This is a genomic window from Nocardia sp. NPDC004278 (assembly GCF_053602975.1).
Genome location: NZ_JBSGEQ010000007.1, coordinates 53,875 through 74,785 on the forward strand (window position 1 = coordinate 53,875; position 20,911 = coordinate 74,785).

Consider the following 20,911-nt stretch of genomic DNA (forward strand, 5'->3'; position numbering starts at 1 on the left):
CGCCCAAATTCACGGCGGGCGGCCGCAGCCTGAGTAGGGTTGTTTCGATGACACGGACTTCCGTCGAAATGCCGTTGCGCTCGCTCGTCGCGCATCTGCGGATCCGGGCGACGGGCTGCGCCCGACGTTATGTGCTCGGCATCGCGGGCCCGCCGGGCGCGGGTAAATCCACACTGTCCAAGTCGATTCGCGATGAACTGAACAACCGCGCCGGTCGGATGTGCGCCGAGATCGCGCCGATGGACGGCTTCCACCTACCGAATGCCGTGCTGCGCACGACGAATGACCTGGAGCGCAAGGGCGAGCCGCATACCTTCGATGTCACCGCCTATCTGGACGCCCTGCGCCGCCTGCGCGATACTTCGATCGGCGAGCCGGTGCCGTGGCCGACCTTCGACCGCGCCATCGAGGAACCGACCCCGGCCGGTGTCGTCTTCGACCGGCACGAGATCGCTATTACCGAGGGCAATTACCTGCTGCTGGACGAGGGCGCCTGGTCGGGCGTGCGCGACCTGCTCGACGAGGTCTGGTACCTGGACGTGGAACGCGAGGTCATCGAACAACGCCTGCTGCGCCGCCACATCCGCGGCGGGCGGAGCGCGGACGCCGCGAAAATCAAGGTGCACGACAGCGATCTACGCAATGCCGACCTGATCGCGGGCACCCGGGACGGTGCCGACCTGGTGCTGCGCCAGCGCGGCGGCCGCTACTACGCCGCCGAGGGATAACACTCGCGGCACCGACTCCGCATCGCCGAATCCCGCTGGGAGTGACATGATCTCGCTCGATAGTTCGTGTCGACGTATCTGGGAGCAAGCGGGATGTGGGAGTACGAATACAGCGCCGAAACTGCGGTCGCATCGGAGGCGCTATGGCGGTGCTGGTCGGATATGGAGGCCTGGCCGGAGTGGAACGACGGTGTCGACGAGATCGATATCGACGGCCCGTTCGAGGTCGGCACCAGGTTCACGATGACGCTGCCCGACGGCGATACGGTGCGGCTGCGTCTGGTGGAGGTCGAGCCGGGCGAGCTGTTCACCGATGAAATGGACGGCGGCGATTTCACCGTCGTCACCGAACACCGCCTCGAGCCCGCGGGCGAGGGCTTTACCCGCGTCGTCTACCGGACCGAGATCATCGGCGATGCCGCCGACACCGTGGGCCCCGAAATCGGCCCGGGTATCACCGCCGACTTCCCGGATATCGTTGCCGCCCTGATCAAGACGGCACAGGCACTGGGCTGAACTGGCGGTGGCCGACCGGTCCGGTCGGCCACCATGGGATCAGCGGTGGTCGCGGTACCAGCCGATGAGGGCGTCGGTGGACGAGTCGCCCTGGGACGGCGGCGCTTCCGCAGAGGTCAGCAGCGGCGCCAGCGCCAGCGCCTGCTGTTTGCCCAGTTCGACGCCCCACTGGTCGAAGCTATCGATACCCCAGATGGTGCCCTCCACGAAGACCTGGTGTTCGTAGAGTGCGATCAGCTGACCGACGGTGGCCGGGGTCAGCTGCGGCGCGAGAATGGTTGTGCTCGGCCGATTTCCCGGCATCACCTTGTGCGGCACCACCTTCGGGTCGGTGCCCTCGGCCGCGATCTCCTCGGCGGTCTTGCCGAAGGCGAGCACCTTGGTCTGCGCGAACAGATTGCTCATCAGGATGTCGTGCATGCTGCCGGTCCCGTCGCGGGTGGGCAGATCGTCGGTGGGACGGGCGAATCCGATGAAATCGGCGGGGATCAGCCGGGTGCCCTGGTGCAGCAGCTGGTAGAACGCGTGCTGGCCGTTGGTTCCCGGTTCACCCCAGAAGATTTCGCCGGTCGAGGTGGGCACCGGCGTACCGTCGGCGCGCACCGACTTGCCGTTCGATTCCATCGTGAGCTGCTGCAGATAGGCCGGAAAGCGCGCCAGATCGTTCGAATAGGGCAGTACCGCACGCGATTCCGCGCCGAAGAAGTTCGAGTACCAGATGCCGAGCAGACCGAGCAGCACCGGTCCGTTCTCGGCCAGCGGCGCGGTCGCGAAATGCCGGTCCACGGCATGCATTCCGGCCAGGAATTCGGCGAAGCGCTCCTTGCCGATGGTCGCCATCACGGACAGGCCGATGGCCGAATCCACCGAGTAGCGACCGCCGACCCAATCCCAGAAGCCGAACATATTCGCGGTGTCGATACCGAATTCGGCGACCCGCTCGGCATTGGTCGAGACCGCGACGAAATGCTTGGCGACGGCCTCCGAGCCGAGCGCGGCGACCAGCCAGCGTCGGGCGGCGGTGGCATTGGTCAGCGTCTCCAGCGTCGAGAAGGTCTTGGAGGCAACGATGAACAGCGTTGTCGCCGGATCGAGTCCGTCGAGCTTCGCGACCAGATCGGCCGGGTCGACATTGGAGACGAATCGGGCGCCGATCCCGGCATCGGCGTAGTGCCGCAGTGCCCGGTGCACCATATCCGGGCCGAGATCCGAGCCGCCGATGCCGATATTCACCACGGTCTCGATGCGTTCGCCGGTGGCGCCGCGCCAGGCGCCCGAGCGCACCGCGTCGGTGAATTCACCCATCCGCCGCAGCACCTCGCGCACCTCGGCGCCCGCATCGGCACCGTCCACGGTGACCGACTCGCCCTCGGGCAGCCGCAGCGCGATATGTTCGACCGCGCGGTCTTCGGAGGTATTGATGTGGTCGCCGCGGAACATCGCGTCGCGTCGCTCGCCCACACCGGCCTCGTGCGCCAATTCGACCAGCAGATGCAGGGTTTCCCGCGTGACGCGATGCTTGCTGTAGTCGATGTGCAGATCGCCGACTCGGACGATCAGCTCGCGGCCGCGGTCGGGATCTTCGGCGAAGAATTCGCGCAGGTGTCGTCCTGCGACGGCGCTGTGATGCTCGTGCAGTTTCCGCCAGGCCGCCGATGCGGCGATGTCGCTGCTCACGTCCGCGAGGTTACAAGCACTCGATCAGGTACGCAGGCAAGGACCGCATACTTTCGGTGATGTTGCCCTACTGGTTGCTTATGGGGATCGCTTGTGGGCCGCGCAAAGGTCGGCGATTTCGCATCGATGAGTCCCGGGTGAGGCGCGAGCGCGCGGCCTAGGCTGAGGTTCATGGTGTCCGAACGTGAAGTACTCCAATCCGTACCGACGCAGTTGTGGATCGGCGGTCCCGTCGACGCCACCGGGGGCGGCACCTTCGCGGTGCACAATCCGGCCGATGGGCAGGTGCTGACCCAGGTCGCCGACGCGACGCCGGAAGACGCGGTGCGCGCACTGGATGCGGCCGTTGCGGTGCAGGCCGAGTGGGCGGCGACGTCATCGCGGGCGCGCGGAGAGATCCTGCGCCGCGTCTTCGAACAGTTGACCGCACGCGCCGAGGAATTCGCGCTGCTGATGACCCTGGAAATGGGTAAGGCGCTGCCGGAGAGCCGTAATGAGGTGCGCTACGGCGCCGAATTCTTCCGCTGGTTCAGCGAGGAGGCGGTCCGCGTGCACGGGCGCTACCTGCACGCGCCGTCCGGCACCGGGCGGATCATGGTGCACAAGCAGCCGGTCGGGCCATGCCTGGCCATCACACCGTGGAACTTCCCGCTGGCCATGGGCACCCGCAAGATCGGCCCCGCACTGGCCGCTGGCTGCACGATGATCGTCAAACCCGCCTCGGCGACACCATTGACCATGTTGGCGCTGGCCAAGCTGTGCAGCGAGGCGGGGCTGCCGGACGGGGTGCTCTCGGTGATCACCTCCAGCCATTCCGGTGCCGTGACAAAGCCGCTGCTGGATGATCCGCGCCTGCGCAAGCTCACCTTCACCGGCTCGACCGAGGTCGGCAAGAAGCTGGTGCAGCAGTCGGCCAACGGGCTGCTGCGCACCTCGATGGAGCTCGGTGGCAATGCGCCGTTCGTGGTCTTCGACGATGCCGATATCGATGCAGCTGTGCAGGGCGCAATGCTGGCCAAGTTGCGCAACGGCGGCGAGGCGTGCACCGCGGCCAACCGCTTCCATGTGCAGAACGGTGTGCTGGAGGAGTTCACCACCAAACTGGTCGAGGCGATGTCGAGCAGCGTGACGATCGGCCCGGGCGCCGATCCGAACACCACGCTCGGCCCGCTGATCAACGAGGAACAGCTCAACACGGTCAGCGAACTGGTCGACGATGCGGTAGCGGTCGGCGCACAGGTCCGGCTCGGCGGCAAGGCGCCCGGCGGTCCCGGCTGGTTCTACCCCGCGACCATCCTGAGCCAGGTCCCCGCGAATGCTCGGATCCTGCGCGAGGAAGTCTTCGGCCCGGTCGCCCCGATCGTCGGCTTCGAAACCGAGGAAGAAGGTCTGGCCGCCGCCAACAACACCGAATTCGGCCTGGTGAGCTACGTCTACACCCGCGACCTGGACCGCGCCCTGCGCATCGCCGAGGGCCTGGAATCCGGCATGGTGGGCGTCAACCGCGGCGTAATCTCCGATCCAGCAGCGCCTTTCGGCGGCGTCAAGGCATCGGGCTTCGGCCGCGAGGGCGGCATCGAGGGCATCGAAGAGTACCTGTCCACCAAGTACATCGCCCTTACCTGAGCGCTTGCCCAGCGGTGGTGCGTCGGAAGGCGGCGCACCACCGCTGGTCTCGGCTCCACGGCTCCGCCGCGGGATGTTTCTGCTTTCGATTGCGGCATCGATTTCCGCATCTGTTGCAGTTGCTACGCCCAGCCTGGTGGCGCGCGTCACACTACCGCCGGGAAGCCGAGAACTGCACCGGTCATCGAGTCCACATATGAAACGACCGCCCCGGGGGTGATCACCCGGGGCGGCCATGGGGAGGCGACGGTCTCGCGAGCGCCGCGTGGTCTGGTCGGGCCGCGTGTCGCGGCGTCAGACGCGGCTAGTGGCCGAGGCGGCCGCGGCCGAGGCGGAGCAGCAGCATGGCGAGGGTGTGGCCTTCCTGGCCGAGTTCACTGAAGCGCTCGAGCACCTTCATCTCACGACTGTGTACGAGGCGGGGGCCGCCGGAGGCCATGCGCGTGCGGCCGATGATTCTGGAGATCTCGGTGCGGCGCTTGATGGCGGCCAGGATTTCCGCGTCGAGCTGGTCGATCTCCTTGCGGAGCTTGTCGATCTCGGCCTCGGTATGGGGCAGAGCCGAATCGGACCCGGTCGTCGTGGCAGGGGTGCTCATCATTCATCTCCTCGTGTCAGAACATGGATCGGCTGGTGAGTCCAGCTCGTTACCCGGTTCTTTCACCGTGCAAAACAAACCCGGTGGGCCTTGCAATCCTCCCCCAGGCGGCGCGCTCAGGCACTAAGTCCGCGATCACGATATCCGGCCATTAGCCGAATCGGATGTATCACGGTCGCGCAGATCATGTCGCCAGTCTGCCACGGGGTCGTAGCAATGCAAAACACTTCGTTTTGTGAATCTGGTGACGAGGCATCCGGTTAGCGGTGGTCATGCTGACCGGGGGCAGTTCATCGGCCGTTCGCCACACGGCCGCCGAATCGTCACCGACGCCGACGGGGACTTCATCTCTGTCGGTGCCCGCCGGTAGCGTGGATGGACGATGGACATCACGGTGGCTCCCAAGACGCAGGCCGGGCGGACTCGGCACCAGGACCCAACCCAGAAACCACAGGTCGACACTGCTCGTGCCGAGGAGTTGGGCGACGCTGCCGTGCCGACTGCGGCGGGCGCGCCGGAACCCGCCGACGATGACCCGGCACGGCGTGTCGTCGAGGACAAGCATCGTGTCGAACAAGAAAAACGCCGCGCCGAACGTGAGCAGCGTCGCGCGGAGGAAGCCGAGCGACTGCTCGATGGCCTCAATCCGCAGCAGCGCGCGGCGGTCGTGCACACCGGGACGCCGCTGCTGATCGTCGCGGGCGCGGGTTCGGGCAAGACCGCCGTACTGACCAGGCGCATCGCCTATTTGCTCGCCGCTCGCGGTGTGACGCCCGGTCAGGTCCTGGCCATCACCTTCACCAATAAGGCCGCCGCCGAAATGCGCGAGCGGGTCGGCGGCCTGGTCGGACCGCGCGCGAACAACATGTGGGTCTCGACCTTCCACTCGAGTTGCGTCCGCATTCTGCGCATGCAGGCGGCCCTTGTGCCCGGCCTGAATTCGAATTTCTCCATCTACGACGCCGACGATTCCCGGCGGTTGCTCACCATGATCAGCCGCGACTTCGATATCGACGTCAAGAAATATTCGGCGCGCCTGCTGGCCACCGCCATCTCGAATTTGAAGAACGAACTCATCGGCCCGGAACAGGCCACCGCCGACGCCGAAACCGACGACACCGAACTGCCCGCACTCGTCGCCCGCGTGTACACCGAATATCAGCGCCGGTTGCGTTCGGCGAATGCGCTCGATTTCGATGATCTGATCGGCGAGACGGTGGCGCTGCTGCAGCACCATCCGCAGGTCGCCGAGTACTACCGGCGCCGATTCCGGCACGTGCTGGTCGATGAGTACCAGGACACCAACCACGCGCAGTACATCCTGGTCCGCGAGCTGGTCGGACATCACACCGAGGACCGCTCCGACGATGCGGTCGCGCCGAGCGAACTGTGTGTCGTGGGTGATGCCGACCAGTCCATCTATGCCTTCCGCGGCGCGACCATCCGCAATATCGAGGAATTCGAACGCGACTTCCCGGATGCCGAAACCATTCTGCTGGAACAGAACTACCGCTCCACCCAGCACATCCTCTCCGCCGCCAATGCGGTGATATCGCGCAATGAGAACCGTCGGGACAAGCGGCTGTGGACCGATTCCGGTGAGGGCGATCTGATCACCGGCTACGTCGCCGACAATGAGCACGACGAGGCCTCATTCGTGGCCAGGGAGATCGACCGGCTGGTGGACGCGGGCGATGCGAACTACAGCGATGTCGCGGTGTTCTACCGCACCAACAACAATTCCCGCGCGCTGGAAGAGATCTTCATTCGGATGGGGCTGCCGTACAAGGTGGTCGGCGGTGTGCGCTTCTACGAGCGCAAGGAGGTGCGCGATATCGTCGCGTACCTGCGGGTGCTCGACAACCCCGACGATACGGTGAGCCTGCGCCGCATCCTCAATACCCCGCGCCGGGGTATCGGCGATCGGGCCGAGGCCTGTGTCGCGGTGCACGCCGAGCAGCGGGGGATCGGTTTCGCCGAGGCGCTTCGCGATGCCGCCGATGGCAAAGTGGCGCTGCTGAATACCCGTTCGCAGCGCGCCATCGCCGGATTCCTCGATCTGCTGGAGGAGATCAGGGCGGCCGGTGCACAGGCCGATCAGGACTTTCCGGATCTCGGCAATATGGTCGAGGCAGTGCTCGACCGCACCGGCTACCGAGCCGAGCTGGAGGGCTCCGATGATCCGCAGGACGGCGCCCGTCTCGACAATCTGAACGAATTGGTCAGCGTCGCACGGGAGTTCAGCTCCGAGGCGTACAACAATGCGGAGGCCGCCCGGCAGGAGGGGCTGGTACCCGAGGTCGCCGAGGGCGAGCCCGACCCGGGTTCGCTGGCCGCCTTCCTGGAACGGGTGTCGCTGGTGGCCGATAGTGACCAGCTGCCCGATGAGGGCACCGGTGTGGTCACCATGATGACGCTGCACACCGCCAAGGGGCTGGAATTCCCGGTCGTCTTCGTCACCGGTTGGGAGGACGGCCAGTTCCCGCATATGCGCGCGCTCGGCGATCCGACCGAACTGGCCGAGGAACGTCGCCTCGCCTACGTTGGCATCACCCGGGCCAGGCAGCGGCTCTACGTCAGCCGCGCGGTGGTCCGCTCCGGCTGGGGTCAGCCGGTCTCGAATCCGGAATCGCGCTTCCTGCAAGAGATTCCGGCCCACCTGATCGAATGGAAGCGGTTGGAGCCCAAGGGCTCCCCAATGACGCGCGGCATCCGTCGCCGCGGCGATGACGACGGTCTGGAACACGACTGGACCCGTGACGGCTGGAACCAGCAGCGCCCCGGCGTCAGCGACCGCAGCCCACGCCGCCCCGCCCCCGGTGGCGCAACCCGCAATAACGCCAATCTCGTACTGGCCGTTGGCGACCGAGTCAGCGATGACAAATACGGTCTCGGCCGCGTGGTCGCCGCCGAGGGCTTCGGCCCCCTGGCGACGGTCACCATCGATTTCGGCACTGCAGGCAAAATCCGGCTCATCCCGCAATACAGCCGCACCTTGGTCAAACTCTGACACGGTCCGGTCCAGGTCAACTGCTCCTGGGCCGGACCGGGTTCGCTCGCTGATCTCAGCCGGTGATTTCAGCGAACATGCCTGGCTCGTAGGAGCCGCCCTGCTGACGCACGATCACGCCGAGCCGGTTAGCGGCGTTGATTTGGGCGACCAGGGCGACCAGCGCGGCGATCTGGTCGTCGTCGTAGTGCTTGCGGACCTGCGCCCAGGTCTCATCGGATACCCCCTGGTGGGCGTCGGCGAGACGGGTGCCCTCCTCGGCCAGTGCCAGGGCGGCTCGCTCGGCGTCGGTGAACACTGAAGCCTCGCGCCACGCGGCGACCAGATTGATGCGCACCGCGGGCTCTCCGGCGGCTGCGAGGTCCTTGCTGTGCACGTCGGTGCACCAGCCGCAGCCGTTGATCTGGCTGACGCGCAGCGTCATCAGGTCCTGGGTGGTCTTGGGTAGCGTCGATCCGAGGATGACCATGCTGGTGTTGCCGAATCGCTTGGCGAACTTGGCGCCGAGGGCACTGTCGGTGAGAGTGAAACGGGGTTCCATGACTTCGTCCTTGCTGTCGAGAGTGGTGTCGCTGTCGTGAACGAACACGAGATGCCGTTCGGGCGATCGGTATGACACTGCGGAAAAGTGATGTGCGGCACGGGTTTCCGATGTCACAAAATGGCGGTGCCCGGCATCTGGATCGAGGCATGGCTTCAGGCCGCGGTGCGGGCAGCGATGTACCCGTCGGGCCGGATCAGTAGCGTGGCATCGCCGGTGATGTCGTAGTTGCGGTGGGCACGGCCGCCGGGGTCGATCATCGTGTCGGGGCCGGTCGCGGCGGTGTCGGTGGTGATCCGGATGGTCTTCGGCGCGGTGGCGAGGGGACTCCGGGACCTGTTCCGGCGTACCGGTGTGGCCTTGTCGAAGCTGAGTAGTGTCCAGTGTGCGCCACGCAGCAGATCGAAAACCCGGACCTCGCGGCCGGTCGAGGCGTCGAGGACGACAGCGTCGGGTGCGCGGTCCCCCGCACGAACCTGGGCGTCCCCCGAAGATGGTCTGGTGAGTGGGCTGTCGGGGTAGGCGATGGTGAGCCCGGTGGTGAAATCGTCGGTCAGCCCGCGGATGGCCGATGCACCCTCGCCGGCGTGCGTTGAACGCATGAGTGCGTGCATGCGAGAGGTGCTGTCGTCGAGAACCGCTCGTGCGATCGGGCGGCGTTCGAGTTCGTAGGTGTCCAACAAGGTTTCGTCGGCGCCGCCGAGGACGGCGGCGAGTTTCCAGCCGAGGTTGTAGGCGTCCTGGATGCCGGTATTCATCCCCTGCCCACCGGCGGGTGAATGAATATGGGCGGCATCACCGGCAAGGAAGACGCGGCCCACACGGTATCGGTCGGCCAGACAGACATTGATCCGGTACAACGACAACCACCCCGCGTCGTCGATGCCGACCTCGGGCAGTCCGGCATGTTCGGCGAACAGGCGGCGGAACAGGTCGAGCGTCGGCGCCACCGGGTGGGGATCATCGGCGGGAACCGACGCCTGGAACTGCCAGAACTCCGTGCTGGGCAACGGGAACAGCGACAAGATCCCGCGCTCGGGACTGATCCACACATGCTGGCAATGCCGGTCCAGGCCCGCGATCCGCACATCGCCGAGCCACCAGCGGTGATCACCGTAGGACGTGCCGTCGAGGGTGATGCCGGCCTGCTCCCGCACCACGCTGCGCCCGCCATCGCAGCCGATGACATAGCGAGCGCGCACCCGCCGGGTGCCTCTCGCCGTCGACAGGGTCGCCTCCACGGTGTCGGCTGATTGCGCGAGGACCGTCACCGCGGCCGCCCACTCGATCTCGCCGCCCAGTTCGGTGAGCCGCTCACGCAAGATCTGCTCGATCAACGGCTGCGAAAGCCACACCGGCGCATACGGAACGTCCGGATCCGATGTCCCCACCGCGGCCTCCACCGCCTCGGAGATCACACGGTCACGGTCGTAGTGCCGAGTCGGCACATGCACCGCCCCGAACTCCAGCACGCGGTCGATCACCCCGAGATCGTCGAGGACCTCCAGCGCCCGCGGCTGAATCGTCTTCGCCCGCGACGCGGTACTCGCCGCGGGCGCACGCTCGACGATCCGGAAACCGACGCCCCGGCGGGCCAGGTCGATCGCCAGGGTCAGCCCGGTCGGGCCGGCACCGACGATGAGGACATCGGTCGATGTCACATCACTGCACATTCAATCTACCTACCTTAGGTATCTATTATTCGACAGAGCGTCCGTGCGGACTGCCGAGCGGGATGAGGGTAAGATATACCTAACTTAGGTATCTAATCAAGGTGGATGGATGAACAGGGACGACAATCCGTTGCAGGGACTGCTGCCGCGCATGGCACAGCTGAGCAACACGCTGGGCCGCGGGCAACTGTTCGAAACCGCCACGGCCACAGCTGGAATCACCCTGGAACGGCCCGCGCTGACAATCCTGGTGATCCTCGAATCCGCCGACCGCCCGCTACGGGTCGGCGAGATCGCCGAACGAATGCAGGTCGTCGGCCCACACGTCACCCGGCAACTCAACGGCCTCGAACGGCGCCGACTCGTCAAACGTGTCCCGGACCCCGACGACCAGCGGGCCCGCCTGATCACTCTCACCCCGGACGGGAAGAAGCTGATCGGCCGCTACCTGCGCGTCATCGACGACTGGTTCGACCAAGCCCTGGCCGGATGGCCCGAATCCGAACGGCGCGACCTCGTCCGCCTGCTCGGCCGCCTCGTCGACGACCTCGCGGCACACCTGAACACCATCGTCGATGGCCCCCTCGCCGAGGAGGATGCGCTCGCAGTATCAGCGGAGAATCGAGCGAATACGACATAAGCGGTTGGTAGATCACGTATTTCACCCCGCCTTGTCGCCGCTCCGCGTCGGATACTGCCGCTGCTCCACCGACGAACTAGACGTCGAGATCCAGACCGACCAACTCCTCGCACTCGGAGTCCCGCGCGAATGGATCTTCATCGACACCGGCATCTCGACGCGAGCCCGGCCGACCTCGCCGAAGAGGACAGCGTCGGCCGCTCCACCATCCACCGCATCATCAGCGGCCCCGACCCGCCCCGGATCTGACACTCACCTGCGCGCAGCCCGAACCCATCACAACTCCATCGCTGCTGGTCCTGCCATATGTGTTGTTCTTCGCGCGATTACTACCGGAACCCCTGAACATCGCGGAGACCGTCCTTGTCGCCTTGCTTATCGTGGCGACCCTGGTCGTCGGCCCAAGCGGTGCTGTTCGGATCTGGCTCGGCGTTACCGCCGCGATTCTCGCCGTCCAACTCCTCGTTATCCGGCCACTGCTGACCCGCCGCTCGGACCGTGTGCTCGCCGGTGCGGACTTACCGCGCTCACTACTGGTACATCGGCTTGGAAGTGGCCAAGGTCGTATCCCTGATCGGTCTGGCACTCACCGCCGCACCACAGCCACTGCTGGGGTCGATGCGCGATCTGATCGCTCGGCGTGAGTGCGGTAGCAGGTCGGTCCCGGTGTCGTGTAGGTGACTTCAGGGGTGTAGATCACTGAGGGGGTGAAGTTTCCCTGCGCGATCACCGTGGGTCGGTGCGGTCAGTCGCGTTCGGGGCCGAGGCTGATGCCGCGGGTGGCGAGCCAGGGGATGGGGTCTATGCGGTCTGTGCCATTGAGCCAGACTTCGAAGTGGCAGTGCGGGCCGGTGGATTCGCCGCGATTGCCGACCGTGGCGATTTCGTCGCCCGCGAGGACGTGCTGGCCCACCGAGACCAGGGCGGTATTGACGTGGCCGTACACGGTGACGGTGCCGTCGTCGCCGCGCACCCGTACCCACATCCCGAATCCGGCGGCGGGACCCGCATCAATGACGGTGCCATCCTCGACGGCGAAGATCGGTGTACCGATGGGCGCCGCGACATCGACCCCGGGATGCAGCACACCCCAGCGCTGCCCATACCCGGAAGTGAAGGCGCCCGAGGCGAATTTGGTGAACAGCGGCCGCAGCTCCGCCTCCGCCTCCGCCGCGAGATCCTGCGCGAACTTGCTGCCGTTCTCCAGCACGTCGGAGAACTGCCCGAGATCGGTCGGCGCCGCGAGATCGAGAAGTTCCGGCGCCGCCGGAAGCTCGGCACTCACCGGCTCCACCGCCCGCTGCTGACCAACCGCCTGCAATTCACTCGTCTGCGGCGCCTTCTCGGTCCCCGCCGCGAAATTCTGCCCCGCCGCCACAATCGCCCCGGCCGCCACCGCAATAACCGCCGCCCGCCCCCGCAACGCCCTGGGCGGTGCAGGCACTCGATGCGCACCCCCACGCTTGCGCCCAACCCGCCGCTCCGCCACGTCATTACGGCTGTCCGCCCGGCCAGCTGTCCGCCACTGGTCGGTGTCGTGGATCGGATCCGTGTCGTGGAAATGGCCCGCGTCCGGGTTCGCATCGTGGTCAAGGTCTGCGCGGTAACCCGGACTCGTGCCGAATCGCTGGCGCATGCCGCTGCTCTGGTCTGTGTTGTAGCTCCGGCGTGCGCCGCGGTCCTGGCCCGGGTACGCGCTGTAGCTCTGGTCTGCGTTGTAGCTGTAGTCCAGTTCTGCGTCGTGGTTCGGGTATGCGCTGTGGCTCTGGTCTGTGCGGTGTGGCGGATTCGTGTCGAATTGTTGGTTTGTGTAGTAGTTCTGGTCTGCGTTGTAGCTGTAGTCCAGTTCTGCGTCGTGGTTCGGGTATGCGCTGTGGCTCTGGTCTGTGCGGTGTGGCGGATTCGTGTCGAATTGTTGGTTTGTGTAGTAGTTCTGGTCTGCGTTGTAGCTGTAGTCCAGTTCTGCGTCGTGGCTCGCGTATGCGCTGTGGCTCTGGTCTGTGCCGTGCGGCGGATTCGTGTCGAATCGGTGGTTCGTGTAGTTACTCTGGTCCGCGTTGTAATCCAGGTATGCGCTGTGGTCCACGTCCGCGTCGTAGTTCGGGTATGCGCTGTAGTTCGGGTATGCGCTGTAGCTCTGGTCAGTGCGGTACCACGAACTCGCGTCGAACCGTTCGTCTGTGCCGTAGGTCTGATCCACGCTGTAGCCCTGGCCCACGCTGTACCCCTGGGCCGCGAGGCGGTTCTGGCCAGCGTCGTAGCCCTGGGCACCACTGCCGGACGGCGAAAGTGGCTGCGACCAGGGGTCACTCAGGTGCCAGGGTTCGCGGCTATCGGGGCGGTTGGGAGATTGCCAGGAATTATCTAGGTAGTGCTGTACCGGGCGGCCTTGCCTATTGGACCCGGTTGTTCTCTCGCGACTCATCAGTGTGACCGAAGCGTGCCGGGATGATGTCCGAAATGTCCTGAGCGCCAGGAAAGTTCGAAAGTTGCTGGTCTTCGCGTGGTGGCTGCGGCGTTCATGGTGTTCGCAACGCGCATCTAGAGCGTCATCCTCCGGTCGCGATTACTGAGGGGGAATCGGGTCCATCGACGGTAACGAATCGATTGCGGCAGCGCAACCATTGTTCGATGAATCCCATTGCCGCACTCCGAATTTGGTTCCAAGATGTCCGAAACCGTCAAGAATGGTCGGCCGGAAGTCTCGACCAGCAGCCTGAATACTGGCTCGCCATTTGTGCGCGAACCGCGATGCGCGAACCGCGAAACCGCGAAACCGACTCAGCTTGGCTTGGCGATACTTGTCTGCCCGCAGCGCGCCGGGCCATGCACACAGCCGATCAACGTACGCCTCGAAGTTGGCCCCAAAGGCAACTTGCCCGGCCGCGAGTGATCCGGCCGCGAAACAGTTCGGGAAAGCCGAAACACTCAGTCCCGCTGCGGCCCCAAGCTGATACCCCGCGTCGCCAGCCAGGGCAGCGGATCGACCTTGTCGACCCCGTTCAACCAGACCTCGAAATGGCAGTGCGGGCCGGTTGAGAAACCACGGTTGCCGATGGTGGCGATCTGGTCGCCTGCCATGACTCGCTGTCCCTGCGACACGGTGGCGGTGTCGATATGTCCGTAGATGGTCACGGTGCCGTCATCGTGCAGCAGTCGGACCCACATGCCGAAGCCCGAAGCCGGTCCCGCTTCGATCACGGTGGCGTCGGCGACGGCGTAGATCGGGGTGCCGATCGGGCCCGCGATATCGACGCCGAGGTGCTGTACGCCCCAGCGGGCGCCGAAGCCGGAGGTGAAATTGCCCGCGGCGAACTTGGTGAACAGCGGGCGGAGCTTCGAGGCCTCCTGTGCCGCCATATCTTCGGCGAACTTCTGGCCCTTTTGCAGCATGTCGCCGAACTGCCCGATATTGGTCGGGGCCGAGACATTGAGCACCTGCGGCGAATCCGGCGCAGAGTTCGGGTCGGCCACGCTGACCGACTGCGCGGCGATCTCGTGGATCTGGCCCGCGGCCTCGTAATCAACGGCCTGCGAGGGTTGTTCGGGCGAGGCGAAGGCGGCCTGCCCAGCGGCGACCACCGCACCCGCGGCGACGGCGACGACCGCGGCGCGGCCTTTGAGCGAGGCGGGCGGTGCGGGCATCCGATGCGCGCCGCCGCTACCGCGGTTCGCGCGACGGGCCGGAATGACAGTGGGACCGGCCGGAGATTCCGGATCTTCGGACTCCCAAGCGGGGTCCTCGCCATCCCAGGAGTCTTCGGCACCCCAGGATCCGTCCGCCTCCGGCGTCCAAGATGCCTCGGCGTCGGGAGCCCAGGAATTGTCACCCTCGGGGGTCCAGGAATCCTCCGACGCCCACGCGCCGCCGTCGGACCAAGAATCGGCTTGCGCCCAGGACTGCGACTGCGCCCATGAGTCGGACTGCTGCTGCGGCGCGGCCTGCGACCACGAATCAGCCTGCGACCACGAATCGTTCGCGTCCCAGGAGTTGTCATCGTGCTCGTAACCGGCCGCTGCGGCGTACCTGTGACCGGAGCCTCGCGAAGCGGTACCGAACGGATCTACCGCCGCACTGGAATGTCCGCCGTATGCGTCATCGTCATCGGAACGATAACGATGTCCGGAGCGAGCGCGATTATCGGAAGCGAAGGTCGAGCGATGGTTCATCGTTGGTGCCACATCATCGAGCGAGAGATCGCGGTGTCGAACTGCCTGCCAAGAGGCGCTATGGAACGGCTCTCCGTTAGCGGAGTGCTGTGCTGCGTCAAGCTTGCCGTCCTCCTAGTCGTGACCGTGTTGTGACATCGACCGCAATGACGGTAACGAAACGATTGCGAGGTCCGCAAGCGCTGCGTGCGATCAATCCAAACATGTGAGATTCATCACGGTAACGCACCGGAATATCTCACTGTTTTCGGGGCATGTGCGTGAGATTGTCCGACGACAACTCGTAGTAGAAGGTGCCGCCCGATAGGTATCGTTGGCTCTACCTGCCGCACCGTCAACAACCTACTCGCGAGTAGCCTTGGCCAGGCGTTTTCCGGCCCTGGGCGGCACGCCGTGACCTGCGCCACTTACGATGAACGTGGCCGTTTGGCCCTCCATGTGACTGGTTAAAGTCCGACCCGACCCGCTTCCGACGTCGGGCCGCCAACAAAGACGTTGTCATCACAACGCAGACGAGACGGTGAGTACATGGATCTCTTCGAATATCAGGCGAAGGAGCTCTTCGTTAAGCACGGAGTGCCTTCGTCCGAGGGCCGCGTCACGGACACGGCCGAGGACGCCCGCGCTATCGCGGCGGAAATCGGCAAGCCGGTGATGATCAAGGCCCAGGTGAAGGCCGGTGGTCGCGGCAAGGCGGGTGGAGTCAAGTTCGCCGCCACCCCGGACGACGCGTTCACGCACGCGCAGAACATCATCGGCCTGGATATCAAGGGCCATATCACCAAGAAGATCCTGGTCGCCGAGGCCAAGGACATCGCGGAGGAGTACTACATCTCCTTCCTGCTCGACCGCTCCAACCGCACCTACCTGGCCATGTGCTCGGTGGAAGGCGGCATGGAGATCGAAGAGGTCGCCGCGACCAAGCCGGAGCGCCTGGCCAAGGTGCCGGTCGACGCTGTCAAGGGTGTCGACCTCGCGTTCGCCCGCTCGATCGCCGAGCAGGGCCACCTGCCCGCCGATGTCCTCGACGCGGCGGCCATCACCATCCAGAAGCTCTGGGAGGTGTTCGTCGGCGAGGACGCCACCCTGGTGGAGGTCAACCCGCTGGTCCGCACCCCCGACAACGAGATCCTCGCGCTCGACGGCAAGGTGACCCTGGACGAGAACGCCGAGTTCCGGCACCCGGATCACGAGGCCTTCGCGGACAAGGACGCGACCGACCCCTTGGAGCTCAAGGCCAAGGAGAACGACCTCAACTACGTCAAGCTCGACGGCGAGGTCGGCATCATCGGCAATGGCGCCGGTCTGGTCATGTCCACCCTGGACGTCGTCGCGTACGCGGGCGAGAACCACGGTGGCGTCAAGCCCGCCAACTTCCTCGACATCGGCGGTGGCGCATCGGCCGAGGTCATGGCCGCCGGTCTGGACGTCATCCTGGGCGACGCGCAGGTCAAGAGCGTGTTCGTGAACGTCTTCGGCGGCATCACCGCGTGTGACGCGGTCGCCAACGGCATCGTGAAGGCGCTGGAAATCCTCGGCGACGAGGCGAACAAGCCGCTGGTCGTCCGTCTCGACGGCAACAAGGTCGACGAGGGCCGCAAGATTCTCGTCGATGCCGCGCACCCGCTGATCACGCTCGCGCAGACAATGGACGAAGGCGCCGACAAGGCCGCCGAACTGGCAGCGGCCAAGTAAAGGAACCGGAAATGTCTATCTTCCTCAACAAGGATTCCAAGGTCATCGTCCAGGGCATCACCGGCGGTGAGGGCACCAAGCACACCGCGCTGATGCTGAAGGCCGGCACCCAGGTCGTGGGCGGTGTCAACGCGCGCAAGGCGGGCACCACCGTTGCGCACACCGACAAGGACGGCAACCCGATCGAGCTGCCGGTCTTCGGCACCGTCGAAGAGGCCATCAAGGCGACCGGCGCCGACGTGTCCATCGCGTTCGTGCCGCCGAAGTTCTCGAAGGACGCCATCATCGAGGCCATCGACGCGGAGATCCCGCTGCTCGTGGTCATCACCGAGGGCATCCCGGTGCAGGACACCGCCTACGCGTGGGCCTACAACGTGGAGAAGGGCAACAAGACCCGGATCATCGGCCCGAACTGCCCCGGCATCATCACCCCCGGCGAGTCGCTGGTCGGCATCACCCCGGCCAACATCACCGGCAAGGGCCCGGTCGGCCTGGTGTCGAAGTCCGGCACCCTGACCTACCAGATGATGTACGAGCTGCGTGATTTCGGCTTCTCCACCGCCATCGGCATCGGCGGCGACCCGGTCATCGGCACCACCCACATCGACGCCATCGAGGCGTTCGAGAAGGATCCCGAGACCAAGCTGATCGTGATGATCGGCGAGATCGGCGGCGACGCCGAGGAGCGGGCCGCGGCCTACATCAAGGCCAATGTCACCAAGCCGGTCGTCGGCTACGTCGCGGGCTTCACCGCTCCCGAGGGCAAGACCATGGGCCACGCTGGCGCCATCGTCTCCGGTTCGGCCGGTACCGCCCAGGCGAAGAAGGACGCGCTCGAGGCCGCCGGCGTCAAGGTCGGCAAGACGCCGTCCGAGACCGCCGCACTGGCGCGCGAGATCCTGGAGAAGGCAAGCGTCACCGCCTGATCCATCGCATTCGCACAAAGGCCGCCTTCCGGTTCTCCGAAGGCGGCCTTTGTTGTCGGCTCAGAGGAAATGGGCCACCGAGGCGATACCGAAGGCGAGGCTGTACACCGCGAACGGCAGCAGCGAATTCGATTTGAAGTAGCGCTCCAGGAAGCGGACCGCCAGATACGCCGCGCCGCCCGCGACAATCGATCCGACCAGCACCTGACCGAGGATGCCGTCACCCTGCGGGCCGGCCAGTGTCGGCAGCTTCAGCACACCCGCGGCCAGAATGACCGGCGTGGCAAGCAGGAAGGCGAATTTCGCCGCGTCCTCATGGTCCAAACCGCGCAGCAGGCCGCCGACCATTGTCATGCCGGAGCGGCTGATGCCCGCGAACAGTGCACCGGTCTGCGAGACACCGATGATCAACGCGTCCTTGATCGACAGATCGCCCAGGCCGACCGGCTCTTCCTCCGCCGTCGCCACGAAATATCCCTCTTCGATGGCCTTGGCCCGCGCCTCGGCCTCGGCGAAGCGGCGGCCGTAGTCGGCGAGCGTCGGCTGGCTGCGGCGGCGCAGTACCTCGCCGGTGATCAGTACAACGCCGTTGAGCGTCAGGAACAGGCCCGCCGCAAGGGGTTTCGCGAACAAGGTACGCAGCGGATGTTCCAGCAGCAGCCCGAGGATGCCGACCGGCACGGTCGCCAGGACTACGAGCCAGGCCAGGCGCTGGGTCGAGGTTTCGATCCGCCGGGTGCGCAGTGTGGTGAGAAAGCCGGTGCCGATATCGACCCAGTCGCGCCAATAGAACACCAGCAGCGCGATCGCCGTCGCCACATGCAGCCCGACCACGAAGGCGAGATACGGTGTACCGGAATCGGAATCGCCCTGGGTGACCAGCTCGCTCCATGACCCACCCAGCCATGCGGGCACCAAAACGGAATGACCCAGGCTGGAAATCGGGAACAGTTCGGTTATGCCTTGCAATGCGCCGATCACAACGGCTTGGGTATACGTGAGCATCGCCTGACAGCTTGGCATGTCGACCCCGCCCCGGCCTTCCCAGAATCAGACCTGTGTCCGTTTTGAAATGCTTGTCCGAGTTGAACTTTCAGTTGGCCGGTGATCCCGCCGGATGAACTCGGTTCGATGGCATGTCGGGCGGGCCGTGCGGAGCGCGGCGAGATTGTGATGCTGCTGCCGCGGTGCGGAATTGCCGCGGGTTGGGTGCCTGCTGGTGTGGGTCCGCGCGGGGTGGAGCGGGTGGGCAGCGTGGGGTTGGCACTGCCATGCTGGGTGGCGTGGATGTGCTGGTGTTGGGCCCAGTGCAGGTGTGGGCAGGCGAAGACGGTGTCGCCATCGATCGGCCGTTGGAGCGGGCCGTATTGGTGCGGTTGGCATTGGCGGGTGGGGTGCCGGTGCCGGATGTGCGGCTGGCCGAGGATCTGTGGGGTGGTGATATCGAGCGGCCGGTGCAGCGGTTGCGAGTGGTGGTGTCACGACTGCGGGCCGCGCTGGGGGCACATGCCGAAGTTGTCCTGCGCACGTCGGCCGGGTATCACACGACCGTCAGTGCTGCGGATCTGAGGATGGCCGAGGCGGCGGCGCAGCGGCTGTACAGCGCGCGTCGCGGTGGCGATCATGTGGCGGTCGCGGCGGCGGCGCAGGAGGCGCTTGCATTGCCAGCACGGTGAATGGCAGGACTACGACTGCGTGGGCAGCTACGGCGCCTGGTATGTCGTGCCCCGCTAGTGCCGCTGGGGGTTATCGCATCGAGGGGTTTCGGCCTGGAGCATCCGCATCCGACGCTCCGGGCCGAATCGCGTTCCCATCGGGGGTGGTAGCGCAGAATTGTTATCGGCGGGCGCGGATTTGCGGAGAACCAGCGTAGACGGTGTTTTTCGGGCGCCCGACCGGTTCGTTGAGGGTGACCGGGGCCAACGAGTGCAGTAGCGTCAGAAGAGATCCAAGCCGTCAAGACACGTACGACTCGACCTAGGAGACGACGACCATGTCATACCCGACCGGGGGCTCCGGGTACAACGCACCCGCGACGCCACCCGCACCTTCCAGCACCGGCCAGTCGGCCGGTACCGGCACCGCGTCCACCGCCAAGGGCCTGCCGTATTTCCTGGTGGTCGGCGTCGCCGGGCTCGGTGTGATCAATTTCCTGCTCGGCTTCCTGCCGTTCTTCGGCCAGAAGCCGAGGAAGCTCAGTGGCGGTGTGACGGTCGACGGCAGTGACACGCTCAGTCTCTTCCAATACTTCGGCGCGGCCGGGCTGCTGGCGATCCTGCTCCTCGGTGGCCTGCTGGCCGGACTCTCGTTGCTGCCCAAGCAGAATTGGGTCGGCGCCGCGGCCGCGGCATCGGCGGCGGGCTTCCTCGGCACGCTGTTCCTGTCCTTCACTACGCCCGACGATCTGAACGTCGAGCTGAAGTGGGGTGCCTACCTGCTGCTATTCCTGGCCTTCGTGCAGACCGCCGTCGCGGTCGTCGCGGTGCTGTTCGAATCCGGCATCCTGACCCCGCCCGCGCCCAAGCCCGCCACCCCGCAGGGCCCGCCGAGCGGTTTCGGCACCGGTGGTTACGGCCAGCCGAGCGCGTTCGGCCAGGGCCAGCAGCCCTCCGCCTTCGGCCAGAGCTCGAGCCCGTACGGCCAGGGCCAGCCGAGTCAGCCGTCGTACGGCCAGCCGGGATTCGGCCAGGGTGCTCCGCAGTACCAGTCGCAGCAGCCCTATGGTCAGGGCCAGCCGTCTTATGGTCAGGGTCAGCAGCAACCGTCTTACGGTCAGCAGCCCTCCTACGGTCAGCAGCAGCCCGGATACGGTGCGGCACAGCCGGGTTCGCCCTACGGTGCGGCGCCCGCCGCGCAGCCGCGCCCGGATGAAAGTGCCACCCAGCACTTCGGCGCCCCGCAGCCCGGACAACAGCAGTACGGCGCACCGGGTTTCGGCCAGAGCCAGCCGGGTCAGCAGAGCCAGCCCTTCGGCGGTGAGACCGGTTCGGACCCGTCCTCGGACGCCACTCACGCATTCCGTCCCTCCGAGGACAACAAGTAATTCCCCGGCTCTCCCGGCGCGCACCAGACCGGGTCGGCGCGCCTGACCCGCTCGCGCCGGGGGAGCTG

The 20,911-nt window shown here is 65.9% G+C and carries 16 protein-coding genes; 9 read left to right on the forward strand and 7 right to left on the reverse strand.

Annotated features, from left to right (window positions below):
- Nucleotides 1-47 precede the first annotated feature (47 nt).
- Nucleotides 48-728 carry a nucleoside/nucleotide kinase family protein gene (locus ACWEO2_RS12975; RefSeq protein WP_452405483.1) on the forward strand — a complete coding sequence of 227 codons (681 nt, stop codon included), beginning with the start codon at nucleotides 48-50 and terminating at the stop codon, nucleotides 726-728.
- Nucleotides 729-821: 93 nt separating this feature from the next.
- Nucleotides 822-1,244: an SRPBCC family protein gene (locus ACWEO2_RS12980; RefSeq protein WP_452405484.1), complete on the forward strand. Its 423-nt coding sequence runs from the start codon at nucleotides 822-824 to the stop codon at nucleotides 1,242-1,244.
- 39 nt (nucleotides 1,245-1,283) lie between these two features.
- Here the strand turns inward: ACWEO2_RS12980 and pgi are convergent, their stop codons facing one another.
- The gene (gene pgi / locus ACWEO2_RS12985; protein WP_452405485.1) at nucleotides 1,284-2,921 is read right to left on the reverse strand and encodes a glucose-6-phosphate isomerase; all 1,638 of its coding nucleotides are present in this window, start codon (nucleotides 2,919-2,921) and stop codon (nucleotides 1,284-1,286) included.
- A 171-nt stretch (nucleotides 2,922-3,092) separates the two neighbouring features.
- On the opposite strand from pgi, the gene ACWEO2_RS12990 reads away from it, so the two are divergent.
- The gene (locus tag ACWEO2_RS12990; RefSeq protein WP_452405486.1) at nucleotides 3,093-4,547 is read left to right on the forward strand and encodes an NAD-dependent succinate-semialdehyde dehydrogenase; all 1,455 of its coding nucleotides are present in this window, start codon (nucleotides 3,093-3,095) and stop codon (nucleotides 4,545-4,547) included.
- A 304-nt stretch (nucleotides 4,548-4,851) separates the two neighbouring features.
- Here ACWEO2_RS12990 and ACWEO2_RS12995 read toward each other — a convergent pair whose 3' ends face one another.
- The gene (locus tag ACWEO2_RS12995) at nucleotides 4,852-5,145 is read right to left on the reverse strand and encodes a chorismate mutase (protein WP_327093861.1); all 294 of its coding nucleotides are present in this window, start codon (nucleotides 5,143-5,145) and stop codon (nucleotides 4,852-4,854) included.
- Between the two features lie 382 nt (nucleotides 5,146-5,527).
- Here ACWEO2_RS12995 and pcrA point away from each other — a divergent pair, with 382 nt between their 5' ends.
- Nucleotides 5,528-8,155: a DNA helicase PcrA gene (gene pcrA, locus ACWEO2_RS13000; RefSeq protein ID WP_452405487.1), complete on the forward strand. Its 2,628-nt coding sequence runs from the start codon at nucleotides 5,528-5,530 to the stop codon at nucleotides 8,153-8,155.
- A 55-nt stretch (nucleotides 8,156-8,210) separates the two neighbouring features.
- Here pcrA and ACWEO2_RS13005 read toward each other — a convergent pair whose 3' ends face one another.
- Together ACWEO2_RS13005 and ACWEO2_RS13010 are read right to left on the reverse strand one after the other, a co-directional pair.
- Nucleotides 8,211-8,696, reverse strand: coding sequence for a carboxymuconolactone decarboxylase family protein (locus ACWEO2_RS13005; RefSeq protein ID WP_452405488.1), 486 nt, complete (start codon nucleotides 8,694-8,696; stop codon nucleotides 8,211-8,213).
- 155 nt (nucleotides 8,697-8,851) lie between these two features.
- Complete coding sequence (locus ACWEO2_RS13010; protein WP_452405489.1) at nucleotides 8,852-10,357, reverse strand: FAD-dependent monooxygenase; 1,506 nt, start codon at nucleotides 10,355-10,357, stop codon at nucleotides 8,852-8,854.
- Nucleotides 10,358-10,478: 121 nt separating this feature from the next.
- On the opposite strand from ACWEO2_RS13010, the gene ACWEO2_RS13015 reads away from it, so the two are divergent.
- Nucleotides 10,479-11,009, forward strand: a complete 531-nt coding sequence (locus ACWEO2_RS13015; protein WP_452405490.1) for a MarR family winged helix-turn-helix transcriptional regulator — start codon at nucleotides 10,479-10,481, stop codon at nucleotides 11,007-11,009.
- A 745-nt stretch (nucleotides 11,010-11,754) separates the two neighbouring features.
- Here the strand turns inward: ACWEO2_RS13015 and ACWEO2_RS13020 are convergent.
- Both ACWEO2_RS13020 and ACWEO2_RS13025 read right to left on the reverse strand, forming a co-directional pair.
- Nucleotides 11,755-12,645: a M23 family metallopeptidase gene (locus ACWEO2_RS13020; protein WP_452405688.1), complete on the reverse strand. Its 891-nt coding sequence runs from the start codon at nucleotides 12,643-12,645 to the stop codon at nucleotides 11,755-11,757.
- Between the two features lie 1,292 nt (nucleotides 12,646-13,937).
- Nucleotides 13,938-15,179 carry a peptidoglycan DD-metalloendopeptidase family protein gene (locus ACWEO2_RS13025; protein ID WP_452405491.1) on the reverse strand — a complete coding sequence of 414 codons (1,242 nt, stop codon included), beginning with the start codon at nucleotides 15,177-15,179 and terminating at the stop codon, nucleotides 13,938-13,940.
- A gap of 528 nt (nucleotides 15,180-15,707) precedes the next feature.
- Here ACWEO2_RS13025 and sucC point away from each other — a divergent pair.
- Together sucC and sucD are read left to right on the forward strand one after the other, a co-directional pair.
- Entirely contained in the window at nucleotides 15,708-16,874 is a 1,167-nt protein-coding gene (gene sucC, locus ACWEO2_RS13030) for an ADP-forming succinate--CoA ligase subunit beta (RefSeq protein ID WP_354957183.1), read from the forward strand.
- Nucleotides 16,875-16,885: 11 nt separating this feature from the next.
- Entirely contained in the window at nucleotides 16,886-17,800 is a 915-nt protein-coding gene (gene sucD / locus ACWEO2_RS13035; protein WP_354957184.1) for a succinate--CoA ligase subunit alpha, read from the forward strand.
- 60 nt (nucleotides 17,801-17,860) lie between these two features.
- Here sucD and ACWEO2_RS13040 read toward each other — a convergent pair whose 3' ends face one another.
- Nucleotides 17,861-18,805, reverse strand: a complete 945-nt coding sequence (locus ACWEO2_RS13040) for an undecaprenyl-diphosphate phosphatase (RefSeq protein ID WP_452405492.1) — start codon at nucleotides 18,803-18,805, stop codon at nucleotides 17,861-17,863.
- A gap of 278 nt (nucleotides 18,806-19,083) precedes the next feature.
- On the opposite strand from ACWEO2_RS13040, the gene ACWEO2_RS13045 reads away from it, so the two are divergent.
- Entirely contained in the window at nucleotides 19,084-19,476 is a 393-nt protein-coding gene (locus ACWEO2_RS13045) for an AfsR/SARP family transcriptional regulator (protein WP_452405493.1), read from the forward strand.
- Between the two features lie 317 nt (nucleotides 19,477-19,793).
- Nucleotides 19,794-20,843, forward strand: coding sequence for a DUF5336 domain-containing protein (locus ACWEO2_RS13050; protein WP_452405494.1), 1,050 nt, complete (start codon nucleotides 19,794-19,796; stop codon nucleotides 20,841-20,843).
- Nucleotides 20,844-20,911 lie beyond the last annotated feature (68 nt).

Coding starts and splice junctions, on each gene's coding strand:
- ACWEO2_RS12975 (WP_452405483.1), top strand. CDS start 48: ATGACACGGACTTCCGTCGAAATGCCGTTGCGCTCGCTCGTCGCGCAT.
- ACWEO2_RS12980 (WP_452405484.1), top strand. CDS start 822: ATGTGGGAGTACGAATACAGCGCCGAAACTGCGGTCGCATCGGAGGCG.
- ACWEO2_RS12990 (WP_452405486.1), top strand. CDS start 3,093: ATGGTGTCCGAACGTGAAGTACTCCAATCCGTACCGACGCAGTTGTGG.
- ACWEO2_RS12995 (WP_327093861.1), bottom strand. CDS start 5,145: ATGAGCACCCCTGCCACGACGACCGGGTCCGATTCGGCTCTGCCCCAT.
- pcrA (WP_452405487.1), top strand. CDS start 5,528: ATGGACATCACGGTGGCTCCCAAGACGCAGGCCGGGCGGACTCGGCAC.
- ACWEO2_RS13005 (WP_452405488.1), bottom strand. CDS start 8,696: ATGGAACCCCGTTTCACTCTCACCGACAGTGCCCTCGGCGCCAAGTTC.
- ACWEO2_RS13015 (WP_452405490.1), top strand. CDS start 10,479: ATGAACAGGGACGACAATCCGTTGCAGGGACTGCTGCCGCGCATGGCA.
- ACWEO2_RS13020 (WP_452405688.1), bottom strand. CDS start 12,645: ATGCGCCAGCGATTCGGCACGAGTCCGGGTTACCGCGCAGACCTTGAC.
- ACWEO2_RS13025 (WP_452405491.1), bottom strand. CDS start 15,179: ATGAACCATCGCTCGACCTTCGCTTCCGATAATCGCGCTCGCTCCGGA.
- sucC (WP_354957183.1), top strand. CDS start 15,708: ATGGATCTCTTCGAATATCAGGCGAAGGAGCTCTTCGTTAAGCACGGA.
- sucD (WP_354957184.1), top strand. CDS start 16,886: ATGTCTATCTTCCTCAACAAGGATTCCAAGGTCATCGTCCAGGGCATC.
- ACWEO2_RS13040 (WP_452405492.1), bottom strand. CDS start 18,805: ATGCTCACGTATACCCAAGCCGTTGTGATCGGCGCATTGCAAGGCATA.
- ACWEO2_RS13050 (WP_452405494.1), top strand. CDS start 19,794: ATGTCATACCCGACCGGGGGCTCCGGGTACAACGCACCCGCGACGCCA.